12 protein-coding genes and 3 pseudogenes are annotated in these 21,104 nt (G+C 40.7%); 4 read left to right on the plus strand and 11 right to left on the minus strand.

The window, feature by feature from the left end; genetic code table 11:
- Positions 1 to 222 precede the first annotated feature (222 nt).
- Positions 223 to 413: pseudogene (locus tag H5187_RS25210) on the minus strand (hypothetical protein); the annotation flags it as partial.
- 196 nt (positions 414 to 609) lie between these two features.
- On the opposite strand from H5187_RS25210, the gene H5187_RS20215 reads away from it, so the two are divergent.
- Positions 610 to 1,029: a VOC family protein gene (locus H5187_RS20215; protein WP_149980009.1), complete on the plus strand. Its 420-nt coding sequence runs from the start codon at positions 610 to 612 to the stop codon at positions 1,027 to 1,029.
- A 57-nt stretch (positions 1,030 to 1,086) separates the two neighbouring features.
- Here the strand turns inward: H5187_RS20215 and H5187_RS20220 are convergent, their stop codons facing one another.
- Positions 1,087 to 1,362 (minus strand): hypothetical protein, encoded by a 276-nt coding sequence (locus H5187_RS20220; RefSeq protein WP_259398454.1) that lies wholly within the window; start codon positions 1,360 to 1,362, stop codon positions 1,087 to 1,089.
- Here H5187_RS20220 and H5187_RS20225 point away from each other — a divergent pair.
- Positions 1,352 to 2,221: pseudogene (locus tag H5187_RS20225) on the plus strand (S41 family peptidase); the annotation flags it as partial. The gene H5187_RS20220 and the pseudogene H5187_RS20225 overlap by 11 nt on opposite strands.
- A 47-nt stretch (positions 2,222 to 2,268) precedes the next feature.
- Here the strand turns inward: H5187_RS20225 and H5187_RS20230 are convergent.
- The 9 genes from H5187_RS20230 to H5187_RS20270 form a co-directional block, all read right to left on the minus strand.
- Positions 2,269 to 5,214 carry a TonB-dependent receptor gene (locus tag H5187_RS20230; protein ID WP_182717557.1) on the minus strand — a complete coding sequence of 982 codons (2,946 nt, stop codon included), beginning with the start codon at positions 5,212 to 5,214 and terminating at the stop codon, positions 2,269 to 2,271.
- A gap of 74 nt (positions 5,215 to 5,288) precedes the next feature.
- On the minus strand, positions 5,289 to 7,430 hold the full coding sequence (locus H5187_RS20235) for a glycoside hydrolase family 16 protein (RefSeq protein ID WP_182798230.1): 2,142 nt from the start codon (positions 7,428 to 7,430) through the stop codon (positions 5,289 to 5,291).
- 473 nt (positions 7,431 to 7,903) lie between these two features.
- A complete protein-coding gene (locus tag H5187_RS20240) occupies positions 7,904 to 8,914 on the minus strand; it encodes an alpha/beta fold hydrolase (RefSeq protein ID WP_182798231.1) in 1,011 nt (336 codons plus the stop codon).
- Between the two features lie 250 nt (positions 8,915 to 9,164).
- Complete coding sequence (locus H5187_RS20245) at positions 9,165 to 11,489, minus strand: TonB-dependent receptor domain-containing protein (protein ID WP_182757424.1); 2,325 nt, start codon at positions 11,487 to 11,489, stop codon at positions 9,165 to 9,167.
- 307 nt (positions 11,490 to 11,796) lie between these two features.
- Positions 11,797 to 12,222, minus strand: a complete 426-nt coding sequence (locus tag H5187_RS20250) for a hemerythrin domain-containing protein (RefSeq protein WP_145234283.1) — start codon at positions 12,220 to 12,222, stop codon at positions 11,797 to 11,799.
- 232 nt (positions 12,223 to 12,454) lie between these two features.
- A complete protein-coding gene (locus tag H5187_RS20255; RefSeq protein ID WP_182739532.1) occupies positions 12,455 to 14,503 on the minus strand; it encodes a S9 family peptidase in 2,049 nt (682 codons plus the stop codon).
- Positions 14,504 to 14,656: 153 nt separating this feature from the next.
- Positions 14,657 to 15,883, minus strand: a complete 1,227-nt coding sequence (locus H5187_RS20260) for a threonine/serine exporter ThrE family protein (RefSeq protein WP_149980016.1) — start codon at positions 15,881 to 15,883, stop codon at positions 14,657 to 14,659.
- A gap of 117 nt (positions 15,884 to 16,000) precedes the next feature.
- On the minus strand, positions 16,001 to 17,221 hold the full coding sequence (locus tag H5187_RS20265; protein WP_182717551.1) for a glycosyltransferase: 1,221 nt from the start codon (positions 17,219 to 17,221) through the stop codon (positions 16,001 to 16,003).
- Complete coding sequence (locus H5187_RS20270; protein WP_182717550.1) at positions 17,218 to 18,225, minus strand: LacI family DNA-binding transcriptional regulator; 1,008 nt, start codon at positions 18,223 to 18,225, stop codon at positions 17,218 to 17,220. The genes H5187_RS20265 and H5187_RS20270 overlap by 4 nt, the downstream gene beginning before the upstream one ends.
- Before the next feature lie 166 nt (positions 18,226 to 18,391).
- Between H5187_RS20270 and H5187_RS20275 the strand changes: the two genes are divergently transcribed.
- Both H5187_RS20275 and H5187_RS25215 read left to right on the plus strand, forming a co-directional pair.
- Entirely contained in the window at positions 18,392 to 20,854 is a 2,463-nt protein-coding gene (locus tag H5187_RS20275; protein ID WP_182798232.1) for a prolyl oligopeptidase family serine peptidase, read from the plus strand.
- A gap of 71 nt (positions 20,855 to 20,925) precedes the next feature.
- Positions 20,926 to 21,104: pseudogene (locus H5187_RS25215) on the plus strand (alpha/beta hydrolase family protein); the annotation flags it as partial.

Here is a 21,104-nt window from a genome sequence, read left to right on the forward strand (position 1 = left end):
ATCAGCTAAAAGCAGAAACAAGCTTTAATAAAGGCATGCCCGCAAAACAGAAAAAAGCTATGCGCAGTACAGGTTACCTTGAAAAGGTATTGAAATCATAGGCTTTTTTCATGCTCTTGCCCTGGGTTTAGGGTCATTAATAGTTTTATATTTATATTTATATTAGTTATTAAACGACAAAGAGCGAACGGATTACTCTTTATTAGAATGCTTTTATTTAGCGGTTGTGAGCGCAGCGCCAGTTGCAGAAATAATAGCAATTTTCCAGTAGTTGCTAATTAAAACGGTGAAACACATACTGGCAAAACTACGTGTATAAATAGATGCATAAGAATGTTTTTTATAATCTGCAGGATATGGAATGAACCAATGAGGCCAGTTAAAGCCGCAGACACAACAATAGATAATGCCAATGTTGTACGCGTTTACAAAAGCGATGAACTTCAAGGAGATGGATTTAGGCATAGCACACACATCATAAAGTATTAGTTTTAGATTTGGTGGTATGCAATTAATTACTAAAAGTAATGCTGTTAATGTTATATAAATTGCAGTTTATGTATAATGCAGCATATTTCATATGTTAAAAGTTATTAATAAAGGTAATTTATGTCCAACTGTTTGCACCTAGCAATTCCTGCCGGTGATCTCGAAAAAGCGAAAACATTTTATTGTGACGTACTTGGCTGTAAAACGGGCAATAGTGAAGCAGGGCGATGGGTAGACATTGATTTTTGGGGTAACGAGTTAACGCTTCATCAAAGTGTTGAGCGCTTACCAACGGTACGTCATGATGTTGATATGGGCGCGGTGGCAGTCCCTCACTTTGGCATTCACTTATCAGAAGATCAATTTCAAGCATTAAAAAAGCGTATTGCAGACGCAGGTCTTGAATATTTAGATAAGCCATACCGTCGTTTTGTTGGCAATGAATTTGAACAAGAGACGTTTTTTATTGAAGATCCAAACGGTAATGTATTAGAAATGAAAACAATGGTTAATCCACAGGTGTTATTTAAAAAGGATTAATATAGCTGAGTTAGCCATGTTTGCTAGCTCATACTTATCAAACTCACCTAGCATTAGCTAATAATTTTGTACTGCATGATTCGTTTTTAAGGGAGCTTTTAATGCGCCATCTTGTTGCCACGAAAAGCTCTTAAGTGCAGGGCGAGTAAAAGTGAATACACCACTTTTACTTAGTGTACATACTAATTCAAATTGGTTAACCCCTTTTACTAGTCTTATGTCTGATGCAACACCTTGTAATAAAGGGGTTGATACATTGTTTACAATAGCTGTTAAATAACAGTTATCTTCAGCGAAAGCTGCGCCGCTCAATAGCAGAGTAATAAAAGCCAATGGGCAAACTTACAGTAAAACCCTTGATTGGTCTGTTCGGCCAAAGAGTGTAAGTAAGCATTTAACACATGCCTATAATGGGGATGAGCTTACAACCGATTTAACTTGGCCTACGCAAAACATAGCGTGGATTGCTATGCCCAGTTTTGCAAATAACGATAAGCAAACTCATGATTACAATAACCTGTATAAAAAAGTGACTGATCAACGTTCTAAGTTACTCAGTGCAAAAACGGTGGTTTTAGATCTTCGTCACAACCAAGGTGGCTCGTCGTATTGGAGCTTAAAGCTTGCAAAAGCGTTGTGGGGTGAGCAAGTTGTTGAACAAAAAATGGATAACTACTCACAAAATAGCCGGGTTTGGTGGTGAGCGTCAAAAGATAATACTAACCATGTTAAATCATTAATTGAAGTGTTGAAAGATCAACCTAAAGCACAAAAAGAATTTAAAGAAATAGCTGCAGGTATGGCGCAGTCACTTGAAAACAATAAGCTATTTTACATCGAAGAGCCGCAAAGTAAATCAAACCAAAGCGAAATTACAGTGCCAGTAAGTGACTTTAAAACACAGGTTTTTGTTATTGTGCCGCCACAGTGTGCAAGTGCGTGTCTTGATGCCATTGATGTATTTAAGCAGTTTTCAAACACTCAGTTATTTGGCGCGCCAAGCAGTGCTGATTCATTGTATATGGATGTTCGACTCGCCGAGTTACCCTCAGGGTTAGGTAAAGTTATTATCCCTAATAAAGTGTATGTTGATAGAGCAAGAGCAAAGGGCGATTACTATAAGCCCGATATTGCCTATAACGCTATTGATTGGACAACCGATAAGCTATTAGAAAAAATTAAACAGCTATAAAAAAAGCCGCTCAGTGAGCGGCTGGACTGTTTAATTACTTAGGTTTATTAAAAGGTATAGCGTGCACCAACTGCGTAGCGTGGACCATACTGGCGAGCAAATAAGAACTGCTCTTCGTAACGGCCATAGCCTTGCTCGGTTTCATTATTGAGATTTATACCTTCAAAGAATACCGTCACATTCTCGTTAACGTCATAATTTACGCTCATATCCCACTGGCCATATGTTTTCGCATATTGTGGTGGTGCATCAGCAGAACCTTGTGCTTGGCCTACACCAATAAGGTATGAATCGCGCCATGCGTAAGTCAGTTTTACTGATAAGCCATCTTTTTCGTAAAACGCTTGGAAGTTAGCTGAATCACTTAAGCCCGTTAACGGAGCTTGTTGGTCTAAGCTGTCTGTATCAAATTCAACATCGCCGTCGACAAATGTAGCATTAACACCGACACCAAAGCCTGTTTCGCCAATTAAGTGTTGTACTGCCACTTCAAAACCATCGACTGATTTGCTATCGGTATTTTGTGGTTGGCTAATGTTCCAAGTAATAAGTGGATCGTTACTATTTGGTTCAATTTGACCATTGGCATTACCATCACCATTAGCAAGCATTTGTGCAAAAATGGCATCGGTTGTTGCTTGCTCACCACGTGCCTCAATATCACTCACAGCTTGTAAATAGCGCGGGCCATTTAAAATATCATATAAGCCTTCAATGGTGGTTGGGGTAATGGTGGTTTGAATAAAGTTATCAACGTCCTTTTTAAAGTAACCTACAGATGCATAACTGCCTTCTGCGTAGTAATACTCCAAAGATAAATCAAGATTTGTTGATTCAAACGGTAATAGCCCCGTGTTACCTTGACTACCTACGCGTGATCCCGGTTTTGGACTGCCTGTTAGTGAACGACCGCCAGCTAAATCGCCTAAAGGTGCACGCGACATTGTTTTGCCCCATGATACGCGAGCAACCACGTCATCAGTTAGGTCAACACTTAAGTCAATTGATGGCAGTAAAATATCATAACTGCCTTCTTGCACTAAGAAGTTATCATCGCCACCTGCTGAATATTGAGTGATCCACTCTGAAGCGCTGATCCAATTAACTTGTTGTTCAACACGCTGACGAACAGAGCTGGTTACATCGGTTTCTTCGTAGCGAAGACCTGCGTTTACTTTAACGTAGTAATTACTAACGTCAAACTCCCAACGTGATTGAACATAAATACTGTTGGTAATTTCCTCAACCGAGCTTTGACTGTCAATGCCATCAAGATAGGCATTAGGTGCATAAGCATCGCCGCCTGTTACATCAGCGGTTAAGTATGCCATTTGTCTTGCTACGGCTTCGTCAAAATCATAGCTGTAGTAATAGTTTGGTTGTAAATTGCTACCGCCACCGGCAAATTGATCTAATAATCCTGAGGTATCATGAAGTGTAAACATACCATCTGGGAAAATTTCAGTGTAAGAAGGATTAAAACCAGGGCCACCAACTAAGCCACTCCATGCCTCATAACCACCGGTGTTTTGCTCTGTGCGCGAACCACCAAACTTAACTTCAATTAAACCAATGTCAAAACTTTCATTTATCCAACTTGCATGTAGTTGAAGTTGTTCAATATTTGATTCCCCCGGTGAATGAATAAACTGACTAAAGTTTGAATCAATCTCACCTGGGCTTAATACATTCGTGCCGTTTTTCCAATTAACTTGCGTATGCGGAACTTCGCCAGTGCGGTAATCATAAATTTTATTAACAAGCTGATCAGAACCTAAAATAACTTGCCCATCACTACCTAGACCTTTGTCTGCGCCATTGTCGGTTTCGTTTTTAGAATCATGGTAGTCAAGCTCAATTTGCCATGTATCATTAATTTGCCAATCTAAATTTAAACCGATAGAACGAGCTTTTACTTCAGTGGTGTTTTTACTCGAGGTAAATGACGCATCGTTACCGCTAATATCGGCATAAATAGCGGTGCCATTTTCATCTAGCTCGTAACCGTTAATATTACTGCCAAAGTCGTTCCAAATACCCCAGCCGAGAGTTTTTGACCCTGTTGTAGCCTCACTTGCTGTGTAATCAAGGGTGGCCACAAAATTATCAGTGGGTGCAAATTGCAGTGTTACTTGCCCATTGGTACGCTCACGTTGTAAATCTTCAATAGCGTAGTTCATGTCTTTTGCAAAAAAGTGATTACCTACGCGATTACCGTCTGCATCAACTGGGCGAGCATCAATAAATTTATCTTCTGAAAGAGTCGGTAAATCTACATTAGCTTGCCAACCTTGAATATTAGCGCTTTGTTTTTGAAAGTCGCGCTGTTGATGCGAGAATGAAAAGCCAATACCAAACATTTCATCATTAAAGGTATTGCTGTAAATAGCTGATATTTCAGGTGTTACATCGCTACCAACTTCATTTGATGAGTCATGAATTGCTTTTGCTGTTGCTGAAAAGTGCTGCCCAGGTCTTTGCAGAGGGCGCGATGTTGAAATATTAACTGTCGCACCTAAACCACCGCTAGGCACATCAGCACGGGCAGTTTTAAATACTTCTAAGGCACTTACACCTTCTGAGGCGATGTTTTCAAGATTATACGAACGAGAGTTACCCGTTCCAGGCATTTGGCGACCGTTAAGTGTTACCAAATTAAATGAAGGGCCAAAACCACGGACTGTAATTTGGCTACCTTCGCCGTTTGCACGGCTCACCGATACACCCGTAATGCGTTGTAGTGATTCAGCTAAGTTGGTATCTGGGAATTTACCCATTTCTTCGGCAGAAATTGCATCGACTACTCCAGATGCATCGCGTTTCATGTCCATAGAGCGGATCAGTGAACCACGTATACCTTTAATTTGTATTACTTCGATTTCAGGTTCGGCAGTACTTTCTTGCGCAGCGTTAGCGAAGTTAAATGTGCTTGCAGCGATGATAAGTGACACAGAAGCCGCTATTTGGCTTTTTTTAAACTTATTTGTGTTCATAATTGCTCTGCTTTTTACTAAATTTTTTACGGTAAGTAGGTGCTTATACGCACCTACCATAAAGTGATTCTTAGTTATGGAATGCCAATGAATGCGTTATCTACACGATAAACAGCGCCTTCACCTGTGTCCCAAGTTGGATAAATCATCACCACATCTAATGCACTAACATCTAAACCTGCACCCGCTAAATCAGCAAGGGTAAAGGTATATGTTTGCCATTCACCAATAGTAGGTTCTACACCTTCGACGCTGTCAGTTAATGGAATTTCGACAGCAGAGCTACCGTTATCAGACTCAACTTTGAAACTCCAAACTGAATCAAGATTATTTGGTTTTGAGATCACCTTTAACTCAAACGCTATTACACCGTTTTCTAATATCGAAGTAGCATCGAATGCTTCACCGCTTCCGCCTGCAGCTGTGCGGCTATTAAAGCCCATTACTGTTGCTGTTGCGCCAATAGTAAACTCAGCCGTTAAACCGTGTTCTTCATCATCCATTACTTCAACCGGTTTTGAACCACCACAACAATCCCACATTGGCCAATCTAGGTTTTGTTCATCACTGAAAAGATCGACTTTTGGTAAGTCACCTTCAATAGCTACATTGGTAATTAAGTACTCGGCACCGCCACCTGTTTGCCATGTAGGAAATACCATTAATACATCAATGGCACTTATATCGAGGCCTCTTTCTTGTAGTAAAGAAAGTGGGAATGTATAGGTTTGCCATTGGCCTGTAACCGGTGTTACGCCTTCATTACTATCGCTAAGTGGGACATCGCCGGTATTAGGACCGCCATCACCGGCTTCAGCCTTTAATAACCAAGTAGTTGAAGATGTTGGAGGAGTCACTACTTTCATATCAAATGATACACGACCATTTAAATCAAGCAGTAAAGAAGCATCAAATGGAGACGATGACCCTGCAAAGCCATCAGGGAAGTGACCGCCACGGGTTGAAAAACCTAATACTGTACCGTTATTATCGTTGATATTAAATTTAACCACGTCGCCTTTGTCAGCGTCGGTAATGGTTTCTGGTGTGGTTCCGCCACAACAATCCCAAGCGATCCAGTTTGCGTCTAAGCTACCATTAAAAATATCAAGGTTTTTTGCAACACCATCACTTGGTGGAGTAGGTACAGGCGCTTTACCTTCAACAAGTGCATCTTCTAAGTTGTCGTAACCTGGGCGCACTGTCTCACAGCCTTTACCTGTGTCAGTATTAGCTGCACATTGATAAACGCGTACGTAATCAATCTCAAAGCTTTGACCCTCTGCAAATGCTGCAGCGTCAACGCCTAAGTTATTTACGTTTTCCGGCCAATCACCGCCAACGGCATTATTTAAAATAAGGTAAAAGTCTTTATCAAAGGGGGCATTATCCCAATGTGTTGTAAGCTCGCCATTACCTTGTTCAAAGTATTCAGCAAACCAACCTCTATGTTTTAGGCCAACAGCTTCGTCTTTTGAGTTATAACGAACTTCAGAACGACGTTGTGTGGCATATAAGTAGTCATCTACGTACCAACGAATTTCGCCCTCTTGCCATTCAATAGCGTAAGTATGAAAATCGTCAGCAGGGTTCATCCCCTCTGCAAATGTGTACGCTTTACCAGAGTTCGAGTTGTTAGGCCATTCACGACCATAGTGAAGTGTGCCATGAATATTAGCTTCAACGGTGCCATCTTCAGCAACTGTTTTTAAATTTACAGCTTCTAAAATATCAATTTCGCCAGAGCGCGGCCAAGTACCATATTCTTCATCGGTTGGCATCATCCAAAAAGCAGGCCAGCTACCTTGCCCTGAAGGCAACTTTGCACGCATTTCAAAACGGCCATAAGTAAAATCTGCGTTGTAGCGGGTGTTCAAACGTGCCGATGTATAAGGCTTTTCGGCACCTTCGTCGGCCGGTAAAGCAACTAAATTTAATATGCCATCTTTGATAAACGCATTTTGCTCGTTATCGGTGTAACATTGTTTTTCGTTGTTACCACCACCGGCACAACTTAATTCAAAATTCCATTTGTTAGAATCAATACTTGCGCCATCAAATTCGTCACTCCAAACCATTTGCCAATCAGAAACCGGCTTTTGTGGATCGACTTTTGTGAAGTCAGATTTTGTCTCAGCACTTCCACCACAGCCAAATAGCATGGTCATGGATATTGCCGCAACAAGGCGGCTTACTTTGGTTGTTGTCATGTTCATTAGTTGAACCCCAGTATCGACAAAAATTTAAAAGTACTTCGTTGTGGTTGTTATTGTGTCTACGAACGAAGTTGTAAGCGCTTACATTTATCAATGTGTGTGTTGTAAGCGCTTACATAGAGTAAGCTAAGGTTGTAATTTGGTCAACAACAGACTGCTTGTTTTTTTAACTTTAAGTTTACATTACCTGCTTTTTTAGTTTTAAACTGAAAAGTTATTTAATTTTTAAATAACTTCAGAATAGTAATATATTAATGGAGATAGGGTTTTAGTCTAATTATATCAGTGAGTTGTTATTTTTTAGTGCCATCAAAATATTAAAAGTGAATCCACATGCTAATTAACAATATTTTTCTGTTATCGCTAAAAGGTATCTAATAGTAGGCATTTATGTTTATTAATTGGTTTTCAAAGGTCAGCGTTGAGTAATCAAATCAGCTGTTAATAACTTTAACCGCTGATCTGCCTAAATATTACTCTAGTGGCTTTGAGCCTGCTTCTAAGACTTTTAACAATACAGCTTTAAAGCGCTTAAAATCTTCAATATGGGGTAAATGACCTAAATCAGTCAGTTCAAGTAGTTGGCTGTGAGGAATTAATGCCGCGGCTGATTTACCTAATTGATCGTAGCGGCCAAGTTCATAATCTACCCCTTGTTTCTTCCAGTTACGGCCAGGTCCTGTTCTGTCTCTTGTACCTATAATTAGTGAAACAGGCATGATGAAGTTTTTAAACTCGGTGATAACGGGTTGAGTAAAAATCATGTCGTATGTTTTTGCGTTAACCCACGCTACTAGCTCTTTATCTGGGCCTTGAATTTGTCCGGTGATAAAATTCGTCAGAGCAGCAAATTGGTTATTCCATTTTCCGTCATAGTAATTTTTTTGCTGGTATGCTTTTACCCCGGCAGGTGTTTTAGTTAACTCATTTTTATAAAAAAAGTTAGTGTCTTTATAATCAACATATTGCAGGTAATTTTCAAGGCCAATAGGGTTGAGTAAAATTAATTGTTGGGTTGTTTGTGGATACATAAGCGCAAAGCGACTTGCCAGCATACCGCCCATAGAATGACCCAATACAATTGATTTATTTATATTAAGTTGGCTCATTAAAGCATGGGTGTGACTAGCTAAGGCTGCAAAAGAGAATTGATAATCTCGTGGTTTAGATGATTTTCCAAAACCAATTTGGTCAGGTATCAGCACGCCATAACCGATTTTTTGTAGCAATAGTGCAGTTTCAGTCCAGTAATGAGCGTTAAAGTTTTTACCGTGCATTAAAGTCACAACGGGTTTACCAGCCTTTGCTGGTAAGTAAATATACGCCATTTTTAACGACAGCCCTTGTGAGTCAAGGTTAAAATAGTTAACGTCAAAATCGTAATTATAGTTGCTTAATAATGCGTCATAACTCAGTGGTTGCGGCGTTTGTGCATTTGCAACACCGAAGACAAAGCATAAACTTAATAGCCATATTCTATACATAAGATCCCTCAATGATTTAAATTAAATCTTTCAGAACATATCTTTACATACTAAGCGAATAAACTCTAAAATTTAATTCTATAAGTTAAGGCTTCCTTTGCTTATTCATCGGGAACCCTTATTGAGTATACGCTTTAATCTGCTTCGGCCACGGATCTGTGTTGGGTGATGAAGTATAAAAGGCACGGTTAAATCGTAATAATAAAAAGCCCAGCATTATTGCTGGGCTTTATTTTTATAGCTTTTTATTCTAGAAACTGTAACTCATTGATACCCACAAGCTGCGTGCTTTTTGGGTGGTATTGTAATCAGATGTACATTCGTACTCTTCCTCTGAGGTTGCTAATAAGCAAGTACGGCTTGATAAGTCGTCATCTAACAGATTATTAATACGGGCATTTAATGCTAGGCTATCATTAATTTTATAACTTGCTGCTAAATGATATAAATCATAGGCTTTGTAGTAGAGCTTTTGTGTTTCAGGGCCCTGTGGACCAGACACATTTGCCGTACCACGGTAACGATCGCTGCGGATTTCAGAAATAAGTGAAATACTCAAATCATCCAATGGTTGCCATGCAAGCGTTAAGTTATACATATTTTTAGGTGTATTAACTAAAGGTAGTCCTTCATCACGGCCACTTTTCACTTCACTATCGGTGTAAGTAAAGTTACCACGTAGTGACAACTGTTCAATAATCTGCCAATTAGCAGCAATTTCAACACCACGAGTAGCTGATTTATCTACGTTAGCAGCTTGAGTAAAGGTGGTGCTACCGATGCCTGCCCAACCTGCGCCAATTTCAACACAAGGTTCATCAGCTATGGCCACTTCACAGTTTGGTAAGTTATCTTGGTTAATGATTTTGTCTTTAAAATCATTGTAAAACACCGTTACGTTACCACTAAAACTATCACTGCCATTAAAGTAAGCAGCCATTTCGTAGTTTACACTGGTTTCAGGTTGTAAGTCTGGCGTGCCAACAAAAGGTTTAGTACCTTGGCCACCAAAACCTGTAATACCAGAGAATAGTTGGTTTGGCTCTGGGGTTTTATATCCTGTGCTGATACCACCTTTGAAAGTCCATTCATCAGCAGGAGAGTAGGCTAAATAAGCGCGAGGACTAACTTGTGAGCCAAAGATATTATGATGATCATAACGAGCGCCGAAAGTTGCAGTTAGATTTGTGGTAATTTCCCAGTTATCTTCAGCAAATACAGCTGTTTGACGATGATCTTGAGTCGTACCTTCACGGAAGCCATCCCCGTACATACCAAATACACCATCTTCCATTTCGGCATCAAAATATTGTGCGCCTACTACAAAATAGTGGTTATCTATATTTGATTCAAACTTAGTATCAATAATTAAGTTATCAAGTTTTAGTGTACGCATTGGGCGTGGTAAAAAAGTCTCATCAAGTTGAGCGTAAATTGCATCCGTTAGTTCTGGCTTGTCGATGCCTTGATCCTGTACTGCTTGGTCCCAAATGGCCTGCACACCTAAACGCTCTTGTACATTAAGAGGTAATGAGCGACCAAAGTTTTCACTGCTGCTTTGGGTAATGCTGCTGGTAAGCGTACCAACATCGTATCGACCAACATGTGCAAATACAAATTGCTCACGTTCAACACGTTGATATGGAGTATAACCAACGCGTGGCTGTACAATGCCTTTGCTAACACGCCATAAACTGACTGGGCTATCTAACGTACCCGTTTGACCTTCGGTGTTATCGTAACGCTGTTTGGCTATGTCGTACTCAAAGGTAATTTCATTCTGATTATTGATCAGGTAGTTTATTGTTGCGCCGGCATTCCAGTTACGTGCTGCAACGATTTTTTTATCGCCAAAGCTACCATCATCAACCCACATGCTGCCATCTGGAAGTGGTAAACTTTCGCTGTAAGTTGGCTCACTTTCTTGACGGTCATAAAAACTACCACGGATCCCGTAAGTTAATCCCTCAACGCCGCTTGGGCCGGTCAAATATATATCGACTTTATTATCGTTACCGTATTGATCGTCTTGTTGGATATTACTGCTTACCGTGACGCTACCATGGGTGCTATCAAGATTTTTACGAGTGATAATATTGATTACACCACCGATTGCATCAGCGCCATATAAAGTGGACATTGGGCCACGAACGACTTCAATTCGCTCGATAGCCTCAAGTGGCGGCATATACATAAATTGGCTGTTACCAAAGTTGTTTGGGCCTATATTACCTACATCACTTTGACGGCGGCCATCAATAAGCACTAGAGTATAGCTTGCGGGTAAACCACGCATGGTAATACTAATATTACCGTTTTTATCTTGTCCGGCACCAACATCGATACCTTCGATATCACGAAGCGCATCAGCAAGGCTAGTAAATGGCTTATTTTGTAGATCTTCGCGAGAGACAACCGAGACACTTGCAGGTGCATCTATTAATTTTTGCTCATAACCAGAAGCGGTGACAACCATCACTTCCATATTTTCAGCTGTGTCATCATCAGCAATAAGTGTTGTTGATGTTAATAATGCACTGATCAGTGAGGCCAGATAAAGCGGGCGGGATTTCATTGTACTTCCTTCATGACAAGAATAAAGATTATTAATCTAATAAGCAACCAAGGTAAGTATGATAACAATTATCAGTTGTATGTTCAATTGCGAAATATTTACATTCAATGAATGATTTTCATATTAAATAAAGGTGGGGATGGAGCATGAGCATTAAAAAACCCAGCGTTTGATGCCGGGCTTAGTTAATTTAAGAGTGTTTGCTTAGCCAAGTATTGACCGTGTTAGAGGTGCCTAATAAATGCAAATGGTATAGAGTTGTTGCTATTTAGAGAGCTTTATAAATTAAAGCGGGCACATATAGCAGTTAACTCATCGCATCATTATACTTTTCGGCTAGACTTTCTTTTTGACTTTCGGTTAGCGCTTTACCGGCTAGTTGAAATACTTCATGCTCTTCTTCAGCCAGATGATGATGTACAAGATGATGTAATTTTTTAGCGGTCACAAGCCACGCTGGTGAGCTCATATCAGTTTCTTCAAGTTGCTCAATCAATTCATCAAGTTCATGATGCTCTGCAATACTATGACGGGCTTTTTCATGGGTTAAATCATCAAACATCAAAGGATTATAGAAATAACGCTCTTCAAATTTAGCATGTTCTACTAACTCATGTTTTAAATTATCCATAAGAGACTGTCTATTCGGTGACTCCCCCTGGGTTTTTATCAGCGCATCGACAAGCGAACGTTGTTTGTCGTGATCATTACGAAGTGCTTCAAAAATATTCATGGGTTTTCCTTGCTTTACTCATTAATTACAATGAATATTGCAAGACAGAAGCCAACTTTTAAGTTGTTGTAATATATTGATTTAATTTTTTATATTTGAGCTTGTTAAGGTGTTTTCTTGTAAAAATTACCGAGTTAGGTCTTTATATTACATCCATATTCATTGTTATTTAAAAGCAAAAAGGCCAACACGAATGTTGGCCTAAAAGCGTATTTAACACAAAATAATAGGATTATTTATTGGCGTCTTTTACCGCTTTTAACTTGCCTGCATGGTCAATCTCGAATGCTGGCATGTCTTTTTTGCCGTCAATTAAATAGTTATCCATCCAACGCATTAAACGTAAACTGTAATCATATTGCGCGGCTACTTTACGGTTACCATGACCTTCGCCAGGATAGTATACAAGGCGTACATCTTTGCCTTGTACTTTCATATAACGGTACAGTTCCATTGATTGTGCAGGGTGTACGCGAGGATCATCTTTACCATGCATGATCAGTAATGGTGTTTTAGACTGGCCTGCCCAGTAAATAGGGCTGCGCTCTAAATACCACTGCCATTTATCCCATGGGTATGAACGTGCATGCACAAGATTCATTTCGTTAGAAATATCAGTAGTTCCAAATTTAGATAGTTGGTTGGTAACACCTACAAACATCACGCTCGCAGCAAAGTGTTCAGTCAATTTTGTTGCGGCCCATGCTGATGCATAACCACCATAAGAGCCACCCGTAATACCAACACGTTTAGTATCAACTAAGCCCATTTCAACAAGATGCTGTTTAAAGTCAATTAAATCGTCAAACTCTTTACCTGCATAGTCGTTTTGACCAAGCTTTGAATAATCAACGCCTTTACCTGTAGAGCCACGGTAATTTGGGTAAAATACTGCATAACCACGTGCTGCTCCCATTTGACCTGGACGCGAGTAGTTTGTTACCCAACCGTCTTTGTCATGGCTTTCAGGGCCACCGTGCACTGACATGATCAATGGATAGCGCGTGCCTTTTTCATAATCTAATGGGTAGACTAATACGCCATCAATCTCAACACCGTCGCGAGCCTTAAGTGAAATAGTTTCTTGCTTAGCAAAACGTTTGTCATTCAACCAGTTGTTTGAATCCGTTAAACGTTGTGCTTTAGAACCACGAATAATGAATACTTCATTTGGGTGCTTTGCAGTGTTTGCACGTAGCGCTAAGGTTTTATCTGAATCAGAAATACTCAGATTTGATGCAATAAATTGGCCTTCATTAATAATTTTTTTGTATTTATTAGAGCCGGTTTTAATGCTTGCGACAAAACTTTGCGTACCTACATTGGCAATAAAATTAAGCGTGTTGCGTTTATGTGACCATTCAAAATCAACGATATGACCCATGAAATTAGGTAACCAATCACTTACTTCACCTGTTTTTGTGTCAGCTAAAAATAAACGACCAGCGGCTGGATCATGCTTATCTTCGGCACCTAGAATTGCGATGTAACGACCATCATGAGACAGTTCAGCACCGTCTAATTTACCTTCAGTAGCAAACGACATCGTCACTTGATTAGTCGCAATATCAAATAAGTGCCATTGTGATTTAGTGTATTTGTCGTCAATTAGCGCTGTAGGCTGGGTTTTTACTAATAACTTATCGCCTTTTGCGGCCCAGTTTACATCACTTACATAGTTTGCAACGTTAAGCGCTGTTGGTGTAAGAGGTTTATCTGTTTTGGCTAAATCGACAATAAATAGTTGTTTATCTCTTAAGCCTAGCTCGTACACCTCAGCCATAAAGCCTAATTTTTTCAGCTCTTTTTCAGATTTATCAGCCGCTGGCATAGCTAAAATAGCGAGTTGTTTGTTATTCGGGCTTAACTGATAGCTAGAAATTGATGTGTCTTTAAGCGATAGTACTTTTTGCGCTTGACCACCATCCACTGGAATTTGATATAACGCGGTAAACTTGTCGTCTTTAAGTTTTGCTAAAAAGTAGATCGTTTTGCTATCGTTTGACCATTGAATACTCTTGATACTTACAGAGCCGGTAATGAAAGGACGCTCGACACCTTCATCATCGACGACATAGAGTTCGCTATAATTGGCACCATTCTCGTCGACGTATAATTCACGTGGCACTGAGCGGGTAAATGCAACATTGTCACCATTTGGACTAATGCTGGTTTGAATAACTGACTGAATTTTAGGGATATCTTCTACAGTAAGCGATGTGGCTGCAAATGCCAGTGAGCTTGAGAGTCCAAGAGCCAGTGCTAGGCTAGTTTTTATCATGAATTTTCCTTCGCATGTTTTAATTATCGAAGGATTATAACAAGGTGTACCTTAAATGCTAAAATATGCGATTAATACGCACAAGTAGGCGTTTAATGAAGAGATTAAAGTGATAAGGTTTAAGCGCGATAGTGACTACCGCACTTAATTGCTTTATAAACTCTTTTTCGGTGGGAGTGCAACGTTGGCAAAGATTAATCCAGCCACCAATGACATAAATATTAGGAAGGTTTGTTGGCCGATGTGCTCCGCATACACAAAGTCTTGCCCTTCAATTAATGAGTTTAGACCTATGTAAGTTTTGCTACCTGGAACTAATACAATCAAGCCTTGCATGGCAACAATTGAGGCAGGAGCGTTTGCTACGCGGTTAAATAGGTTACTAAATACACCCACCGCAAATGCACCTACAAATGTTCCTAAGGTGTAATCTAAATACATCGCAGAGCCAATACTGCTGCCATAAGCGATAAAGCCAGAGGCGATAGACCATGTAGCATGTTTTAGTTTGGTTCTAAAAATAACGATTAAGCTGCTACAGAGTAAAAAGATTGCCAACCAAGCCGTCCATTTAGGTAAAGGGTCAGGTTGTACGAAATCGGCTTGGCCGAATAGTGCAAAACCAATCGCAATGCCGATGAAGGCACCAAAATACAGTTTAAACAACAGCATAAAAGCATCCATCACACGCGCTGTACCAGAAACTAAATGCCGCGCTGCAAGTTCTGCTAGGCCCAGTGCTAATGCAAGCCCGGGTATAAACACAATAATCGCAGACAATACCACTAAACGAATATTAATCCCGACGTCTAAATGCACGCTTACAGCGCAGGCCAAAATAGCCGAGACTATCGCCACTAATGGCTCTAACATATGGCCCACGCGTTTTGAACGCGCTGACCACAGTACAAATAAGTAAACGACAGAGGTAAGTAGCGCTGACCAAAATACGTCATTCCAGCTGGTGCCCATCAGCATTGCAAATGCGCCGCCTGAGGTGGCAAAGGCAACCCCTGTGGTAAAGCGATTATACGGATTTGGCATAATAAAAATGGCGTCGAGTTGAACGTCAACTTCTTGTAGCGTGAGTTCGCCATTGAGCATTTTATTAACCAGATCATCGGTATCGGCTAACGAACCTAAATCGTGATCGCCAGGATCAACACGGGCAACGTGAGTATATTCATCTTCATGGCCATCGGTCCAAATTACAAAAGTAACGGAAGTGGGTGACATGACAAATGAAGATTTAAGATCAAGGTAAGTAGCCACTTCCATTAAGTGAGCTTCGAGTCGATAAGCTGGGGTGCCATACTTATGAAGCATCTTACCCAGTTTAACGATAAATTTGCGCTTTTCTGTGAACGTTGCGGTTTTCAAATTTGTATTGAGCCAAAATTTAAATTATTCAGTTAAAAAATATAGACAATACATCTAAATTTGCCTAGCTAGTTTGGCGGGAATTTTAAACACTAATCACCGCCTGTCTAGTTTTTTTTATTTGTTTTTAGCCTCAATCCACTGCGCCATATATTGAGTGCTACGCATTGTGTGGTGTTTGAGCATTTGGCCTGTAAAATTTGCTTCGCGGTGAGCTTGTAATTTCTCTTTAATCAATTGAATTTTAATGATTAAATTATTAGATAAAAGCTGTTTGTCGTAGTGCGTTTTTAATATCGTATTACCGGCTGTTTGTGCCTGCGTAAATAAACTTTTATTTTGATACAGAGCCACAGCGGCATCGGCAAATTGCTGCGGCTCATTTTCAACCACACCACTCCAAGGTAAATCATGGTGCATACCCTCACTACCAATTGTCGTTGTAACACTGGGTGTTTGCATGATCATCGCCTCTAACAGCTTTCCTTTAATGCCAGCACCAAAACGCAGTGGTGAGATGCACACACGCGCACTTTCCATTACTTGATAGGCATCATGCGCCCAACCTTTTATTAAAAAGCCAGTTTTGGGGTTATTAAGCGCGGTGGCCTTTGGCGGTGGGTAAGAGCCATAAATATGTAACTCAGCCTGGGGTAGTTGTTTACGAATGAGCGGCCAGATTTGTTGTAAATAGAGTACGGCATCCCAGTTTGGGGCGTGGCGAAAATTACCTATGGTCATAAAGTGTTGGCGTTGCTCAAACGATTTAGTTTGCTCAGGGAGTGAGCTTAAATCGACCATAAAAGGCAGATGATGCAATAAGTTACTGTCGACTTTAAATACATCAGCAAGTAATTGCATTTCAAAACTTGAGATAATTAAACTTAAATCACAGCGTAAAATAGCGGCTATTTCTCGTTTGGCGAGGTCAGAGTGTAAATCACTATGGTTAAATGCTCGGTTGCCTTTATGCGCTTCATGGCGGGCATTGCGTAAGCATTGTAAATCTTCAGTATCAAGGATTTTTACTGCGTTAGGGCAATGTTTATCTACTCGCCAGCCAAATTGTTCTTCCATCATAAAACGGTCAAACATGACGATATCAGGGGCGTAGTTGATAACATATTCATCAAAACTTGCACAATTAAGGGCAATAGTTGCGCTGCTGATCCCGTAGTCATCCAGATTAACCATATGCTCGGTTTTCTGAGCGGGACTGGCAAATTCAACCGCCCAATTTTCATTTTTAAACGCTTTTAATAGCGACATCATATGAGTGCCGGCCGCTGATGAATTTGGTTCTGGCCATACATAGCCAATTACTAAGACTTTTTTCATTGACTTGAATCTCTTACTTGCAGATGAACATCGACTAAGGTACGCACCGCAGGAGTGCCTTGATTAAGTAATTCTTGCAGTACTTGGCAAGTATGCTTACCAATATCGTCCGCATTGATGGTGACACTGCTTAACGAGGGAGACATTAAACATGAATCAGCTAAATCATCAAAACCGACTACTTTTATATCCTTACCGGGTATCAAACCATGTTGGCGAATGGCTTCTATGACACCGTATGCAATAACATCATTAAAACAAATAATCGCTTTAGTCGCAGGGTATTGCGCATACAACGTAGCAAAGGCATCGCGCCCGCCTTGACGGTTCGTGGCGGCGGTGATCGTTGGTTTGTGTTGATGGATATTAAACTGCTTTAAGGCACTGTGAAAACCACTTAAACGTTCATGATGATCAGAAATATCATCAGTTCCACCTATAAAAGCGATATCCTCAATACCTTGTTGTAAAATATGGCTAGTGGCTAGATGAGTGCCTTTTTTATTGTCCGGCAATATTGTCGGGGCGGCACAAAAAGCCACTTCGCGCATAATGTGAATGACCGGGAAACCACTATTGATAAGTTCATCAACCCACTGCTGGGTAGTTCCCGGGGCAGGACACATGATAAATGCGGCAACATTATATTCTTTGAGTGTTTTAACAACTTGTGTTTGGCGCTCAACATTTTCGGCGGTGTTCACTAACATCGGCAGCATACCAAGGGCATGAATATGGTTTTCAAGTCCTACCGCTATTTGCGCAGAGTAAGGGTTAGTTAAGTCATTAATAACTAACGCCACTAAGTTAGAGCGGCGACTTCTCAGTGCTGCCGCATCTCTATTATATACATAGCCAAGCTTATCAATGGCATGCAATACTTTTTCTTTGCTTTTATCACTGACTTTGTCACTGTTTGTAAGCACTAACGACACCGTTGACTTAGAAACTTGAGCTTCTCTGGCAACGTCAAAAATAGTTATTTTATCGGTTTTTGTTTTCATTTTAATGTATGCGTCAGCAATTGCTTGAACGAAGGCGCCAGTTTAACGTAGTTTCAGCTAATAAGTCATCTATCGGCGTTATTGAAGCTAGAATCGCAAAAACTTTATGAATGTTGCAAAACATGTTTAGATACAGCTATTAATAATAAAAAATCAAGGATACACCATGAAAGGCATCAGGCTGTTATTAGCGTTAGTGCTGAGCGTAAGTGTTTCAGGCTCGGTACTTGCTGCACAAGGCTATCAAACCCCTTCAAGTGATTTAGCCGCGCTGGTTGATGCTAAATTAGCACCGAGTAGCTACCTATCGGCTGATGGTCAATGGTTAGCGCTGTTTGAGCGTAAACGTGTTGAAACATTAGATGATTTAGCAAAAGAAGAATTGAAATTGGCGGGTATAAAGTTAAACCCGGCAAACTTTTCACGCTCACGTCCTCGCACTAAATTTAGTGCGTTACAAGTTAAACATATTGCGACTGGGGCTGTGATTACCGTTAATAATTTACCTCAAGGGGTGATCCGCTCACCTAAATGGTCAAGTAATAGCGAATATTTAGCGTTTATTGTTGAGCAACCAACTCAGGCGCAATTGTGGGTGTATAACGCCGAAACTAAACAAGCACGTCAGTTGTCAACTGTGGCTCTTAATTCAGTGCTAACAGCTACCCCTTATCAATGGTTACCAGATAGCACGGCAATTGTTGCTAACCAAGCGGTTAACCTTGGCAAGCCGAAATTAGTTAGTGATGCAAATAGCGTTGTGCCGGTTATTCAACAAAGTAGCGGTCAAAAAGCGCCAGCACGGACTTACCAAAATTTATTAACCAGCCCGTTTGATGAGTTGCAGTTTAAGTTTTACGGCCAAGGTCAATTAACTTATATTCCTCTGAGCGGTGTTGCGTTATCGATTGGCAAACCAGCATTATTTAAATCATTTTCGATCTCGCCTGATTCAACCAATATTTTAGTAGCCACTATCGACGAACCATTTTCGTATCAAGTACCCTATAGACGCTTTGCGACAACGTGGCAGGTGCTTGGCATGCGTGGTTATACGTTAGCGCAATTGTCTAAACAGCCACTGGCCGACAACATTCCACAAGGTTATGACAGTGTGCGAACGGGTCGTCGTGATTTTCAGTGGCGTGATGACCAAGGTGCTGAGATCATTTGGGCGCAGGCGCAAGATGGCGGCGATATGAAAACCGATGTGCCGTATCATGATCATCTATATAGTTTACGCTCACCTTTTAAACGTGAACCAAAACTATTTGCTAAACTAGAACGACGTTTTTCAGGTATTGAGTGGGCGAATGAAAACGTTGCGTTTTTAACCGAGTGGCGTTTTAGTGATCGCCAGTTACGTACCTATGTGATCCAACCACGCGATGCGGATAATAACCGCGTATTGTTTTCACAGCGCAGCTATAACGATGCTTATAAAGATCCGGGCGACGCTATTTATGAGCGAAATGATCTCGGTGTAAACGTTATTAAAGTGGTTGGTGGACGTTATATATTTTTGCGCGGTGATGGTGCGTCAGAGCAAGGGAATGTGCCATTTTTAGATCAGTACGACATTAAGACCAATACAACCAAGCGTTTATGGCAATCAAAAGCGCCATATTACGAGCGAGTTCGTGCCATGCTTGATGATGAAGGTGAGCGATTAATTACTATTCGTGAATCTAAGGCCGAACAACCTAACTTCTTTATTCGCGATTTAGATGCCGACACTCTGACTCAGCTCACTACCTTTGAGCATCCATACCCGGCGTTTAAAGGGGTGACTAAAGAACTTGTGCGTTACCAACGTGATGACGGTGTTGAACTCTCTGGTACGCTATATTTACCTCCAGGTTACGATAAAACGCAAGGTCCATTACCTGTATTAATGTGGGCATACCCACTGGAATATAAAGATAAAGCAGTTGCATCGCAAGTACGTGAATCGCCGTACGAATTTACCTACATAGGTTATTGGGGGCCAATGCCTTACCTCGCAAAAGGTATTGCTGTTTTTGATGATCCGAAGATGCCAATCGTCGGTGTTGATGGTAAAGAGCCAAATGATTTATTTAGAAAGCAGTTAGTTGCAAGTGCCAAAGCTGCGGTAGATGTGCTGGTCGAAAAAGGCATTGCAGATAAAGATAAAATCGCCATTGCAGGCCACTCATATGGCGCCTTTATGGTAGCAAACTTATTAGCCCACAGTGATTTATTCAAAACTGGTATTGCCCGCAGTGGTGCCTATAATAGGACCTTGACACCGTTTGGGTTTCAAGGAGAAGAACGTGATTTTTGGCAAGCACAGGATGTATACGCCAATATGTCACCGTTTTTTCATGCTGAAAAAATTAACGAGCCGATGTTAATGATCCACGGCCAAGAAGACCCGAATTCTGGCACCTTCCCGATGCAAAGCGAGCGTATGTACGCTGCGCTCAAAGGTTTAGGTAAAGAAGCGCGTTTAGTGATGCTACCTTACGAAGCCCATGGTTATCGTGCCCGTAAAAGCTTATTACATGTTTTATGGGAACAAGAGCAGTGGCTGGATAAATACTTGTTAACTGACGAAGCTCCTGTAAGCGATGCTCAAGCAAATACTGAACCTTCTGTATCAGAGTAAATTCAAAGCGCGGTTTATGCCGCGCTTGTTAATTTAATTATATGGGGAAGAAGACCCACCCTTAATCTCACGGCACCTTCCCGATGCAAAGCGAGCGTATGTACGCTGCGCTCAAAGGTTTAGGCAAAGAAGCGCGTTTAGTGATGCTACCTTACGAAGCCCATGGTTATCGTGCCCGTAAAAGCTTATTACATGTTTTATGGGAACAAGAGCAGTGGCTGGATAAATACTTGTTAACTGACGAAGCTCC

The organism is Pseudoalteromonas sp. SG44-1 (genome assembly GCF_014164315.1).
In the GTDB taxonomy this organism is placed as follows: domain Bacteria; phylum Pseudomonadota; class Gammaproteobacteria; order Enterobacterales; family Alteromonadaceae; genus Pseudoalteromonas; species Pseudoalteromonas rhizosphaerae.

Coding starts and splice junctions, on each gene's coding strand:
- H5187_RS20270 (WP_182717550.1), bottom strand. CDS start 18,225: ATGAAAACAAAAACCGATAAAATAACTATTTTTGACGTTGCCAGAGAA.
- H5187_RS20255 (WP_182739532.1), bottom strand. CDS start 14,503: ATGATAAAAACTAGCCTAGCACTGGCTCTTGGACTCTCAAGCTCACTG.
- H5187_RS20215 (WP_149980009.1), top strand. CDS start 610: ATGTCCAACTGTTTGCACCTAGCAATTCCTGCCGGTGATCTCGAAAAA.
- H5187_RS20250 (WP_145234283.1), bottom strand. CDS start 12,222: ATGAATATTTTTGAAGCACTTCGTAATGATCACGACAAACAACGTTCG.
- H5187_RS20265 (WP_182717551.1), bottom strand. CDS start 17,221: ATGAAAAAAGTCTTAGTAATTGGCTATGTATGGCCAGAACCAAATTCA.
- H5187_RS20240 (WP_182798231.1), bottom strand. CDS start 8,914: ATGTATAGAATATGGCTATTAAGTTTATGCTTTGTCTTCGGTGTTGCA.
- H5187_RS20275 (WP_182798232.1), top strand. CDS start 18,392: ATGAAAGGCATCAGGCTGTTATTAGCGTTAGTGCTGAGCGTAAGTGTT.
- H5187_RS20230 (WP_182717557.1), bottom strand. CDS start 5,214: ATGAACACAAATAAGTTTAAAAAAAGCCAAATAGCGGCTTCTGTGTCA.
- H5187_RS20245 (WP_182757424.1), bottom strand. CDS start 11,489: ATGAAATCCCGCCCGCTTTATCTGGCCTCACTGATCAGTGCATTATTA.
- H5187_RS20235 (WP_182798230.1), bottom strand. CDS start 7,430: ATGAACATGACAACAACCAAAGTAAGCCGCCTTGTTGCGGCAATATCC.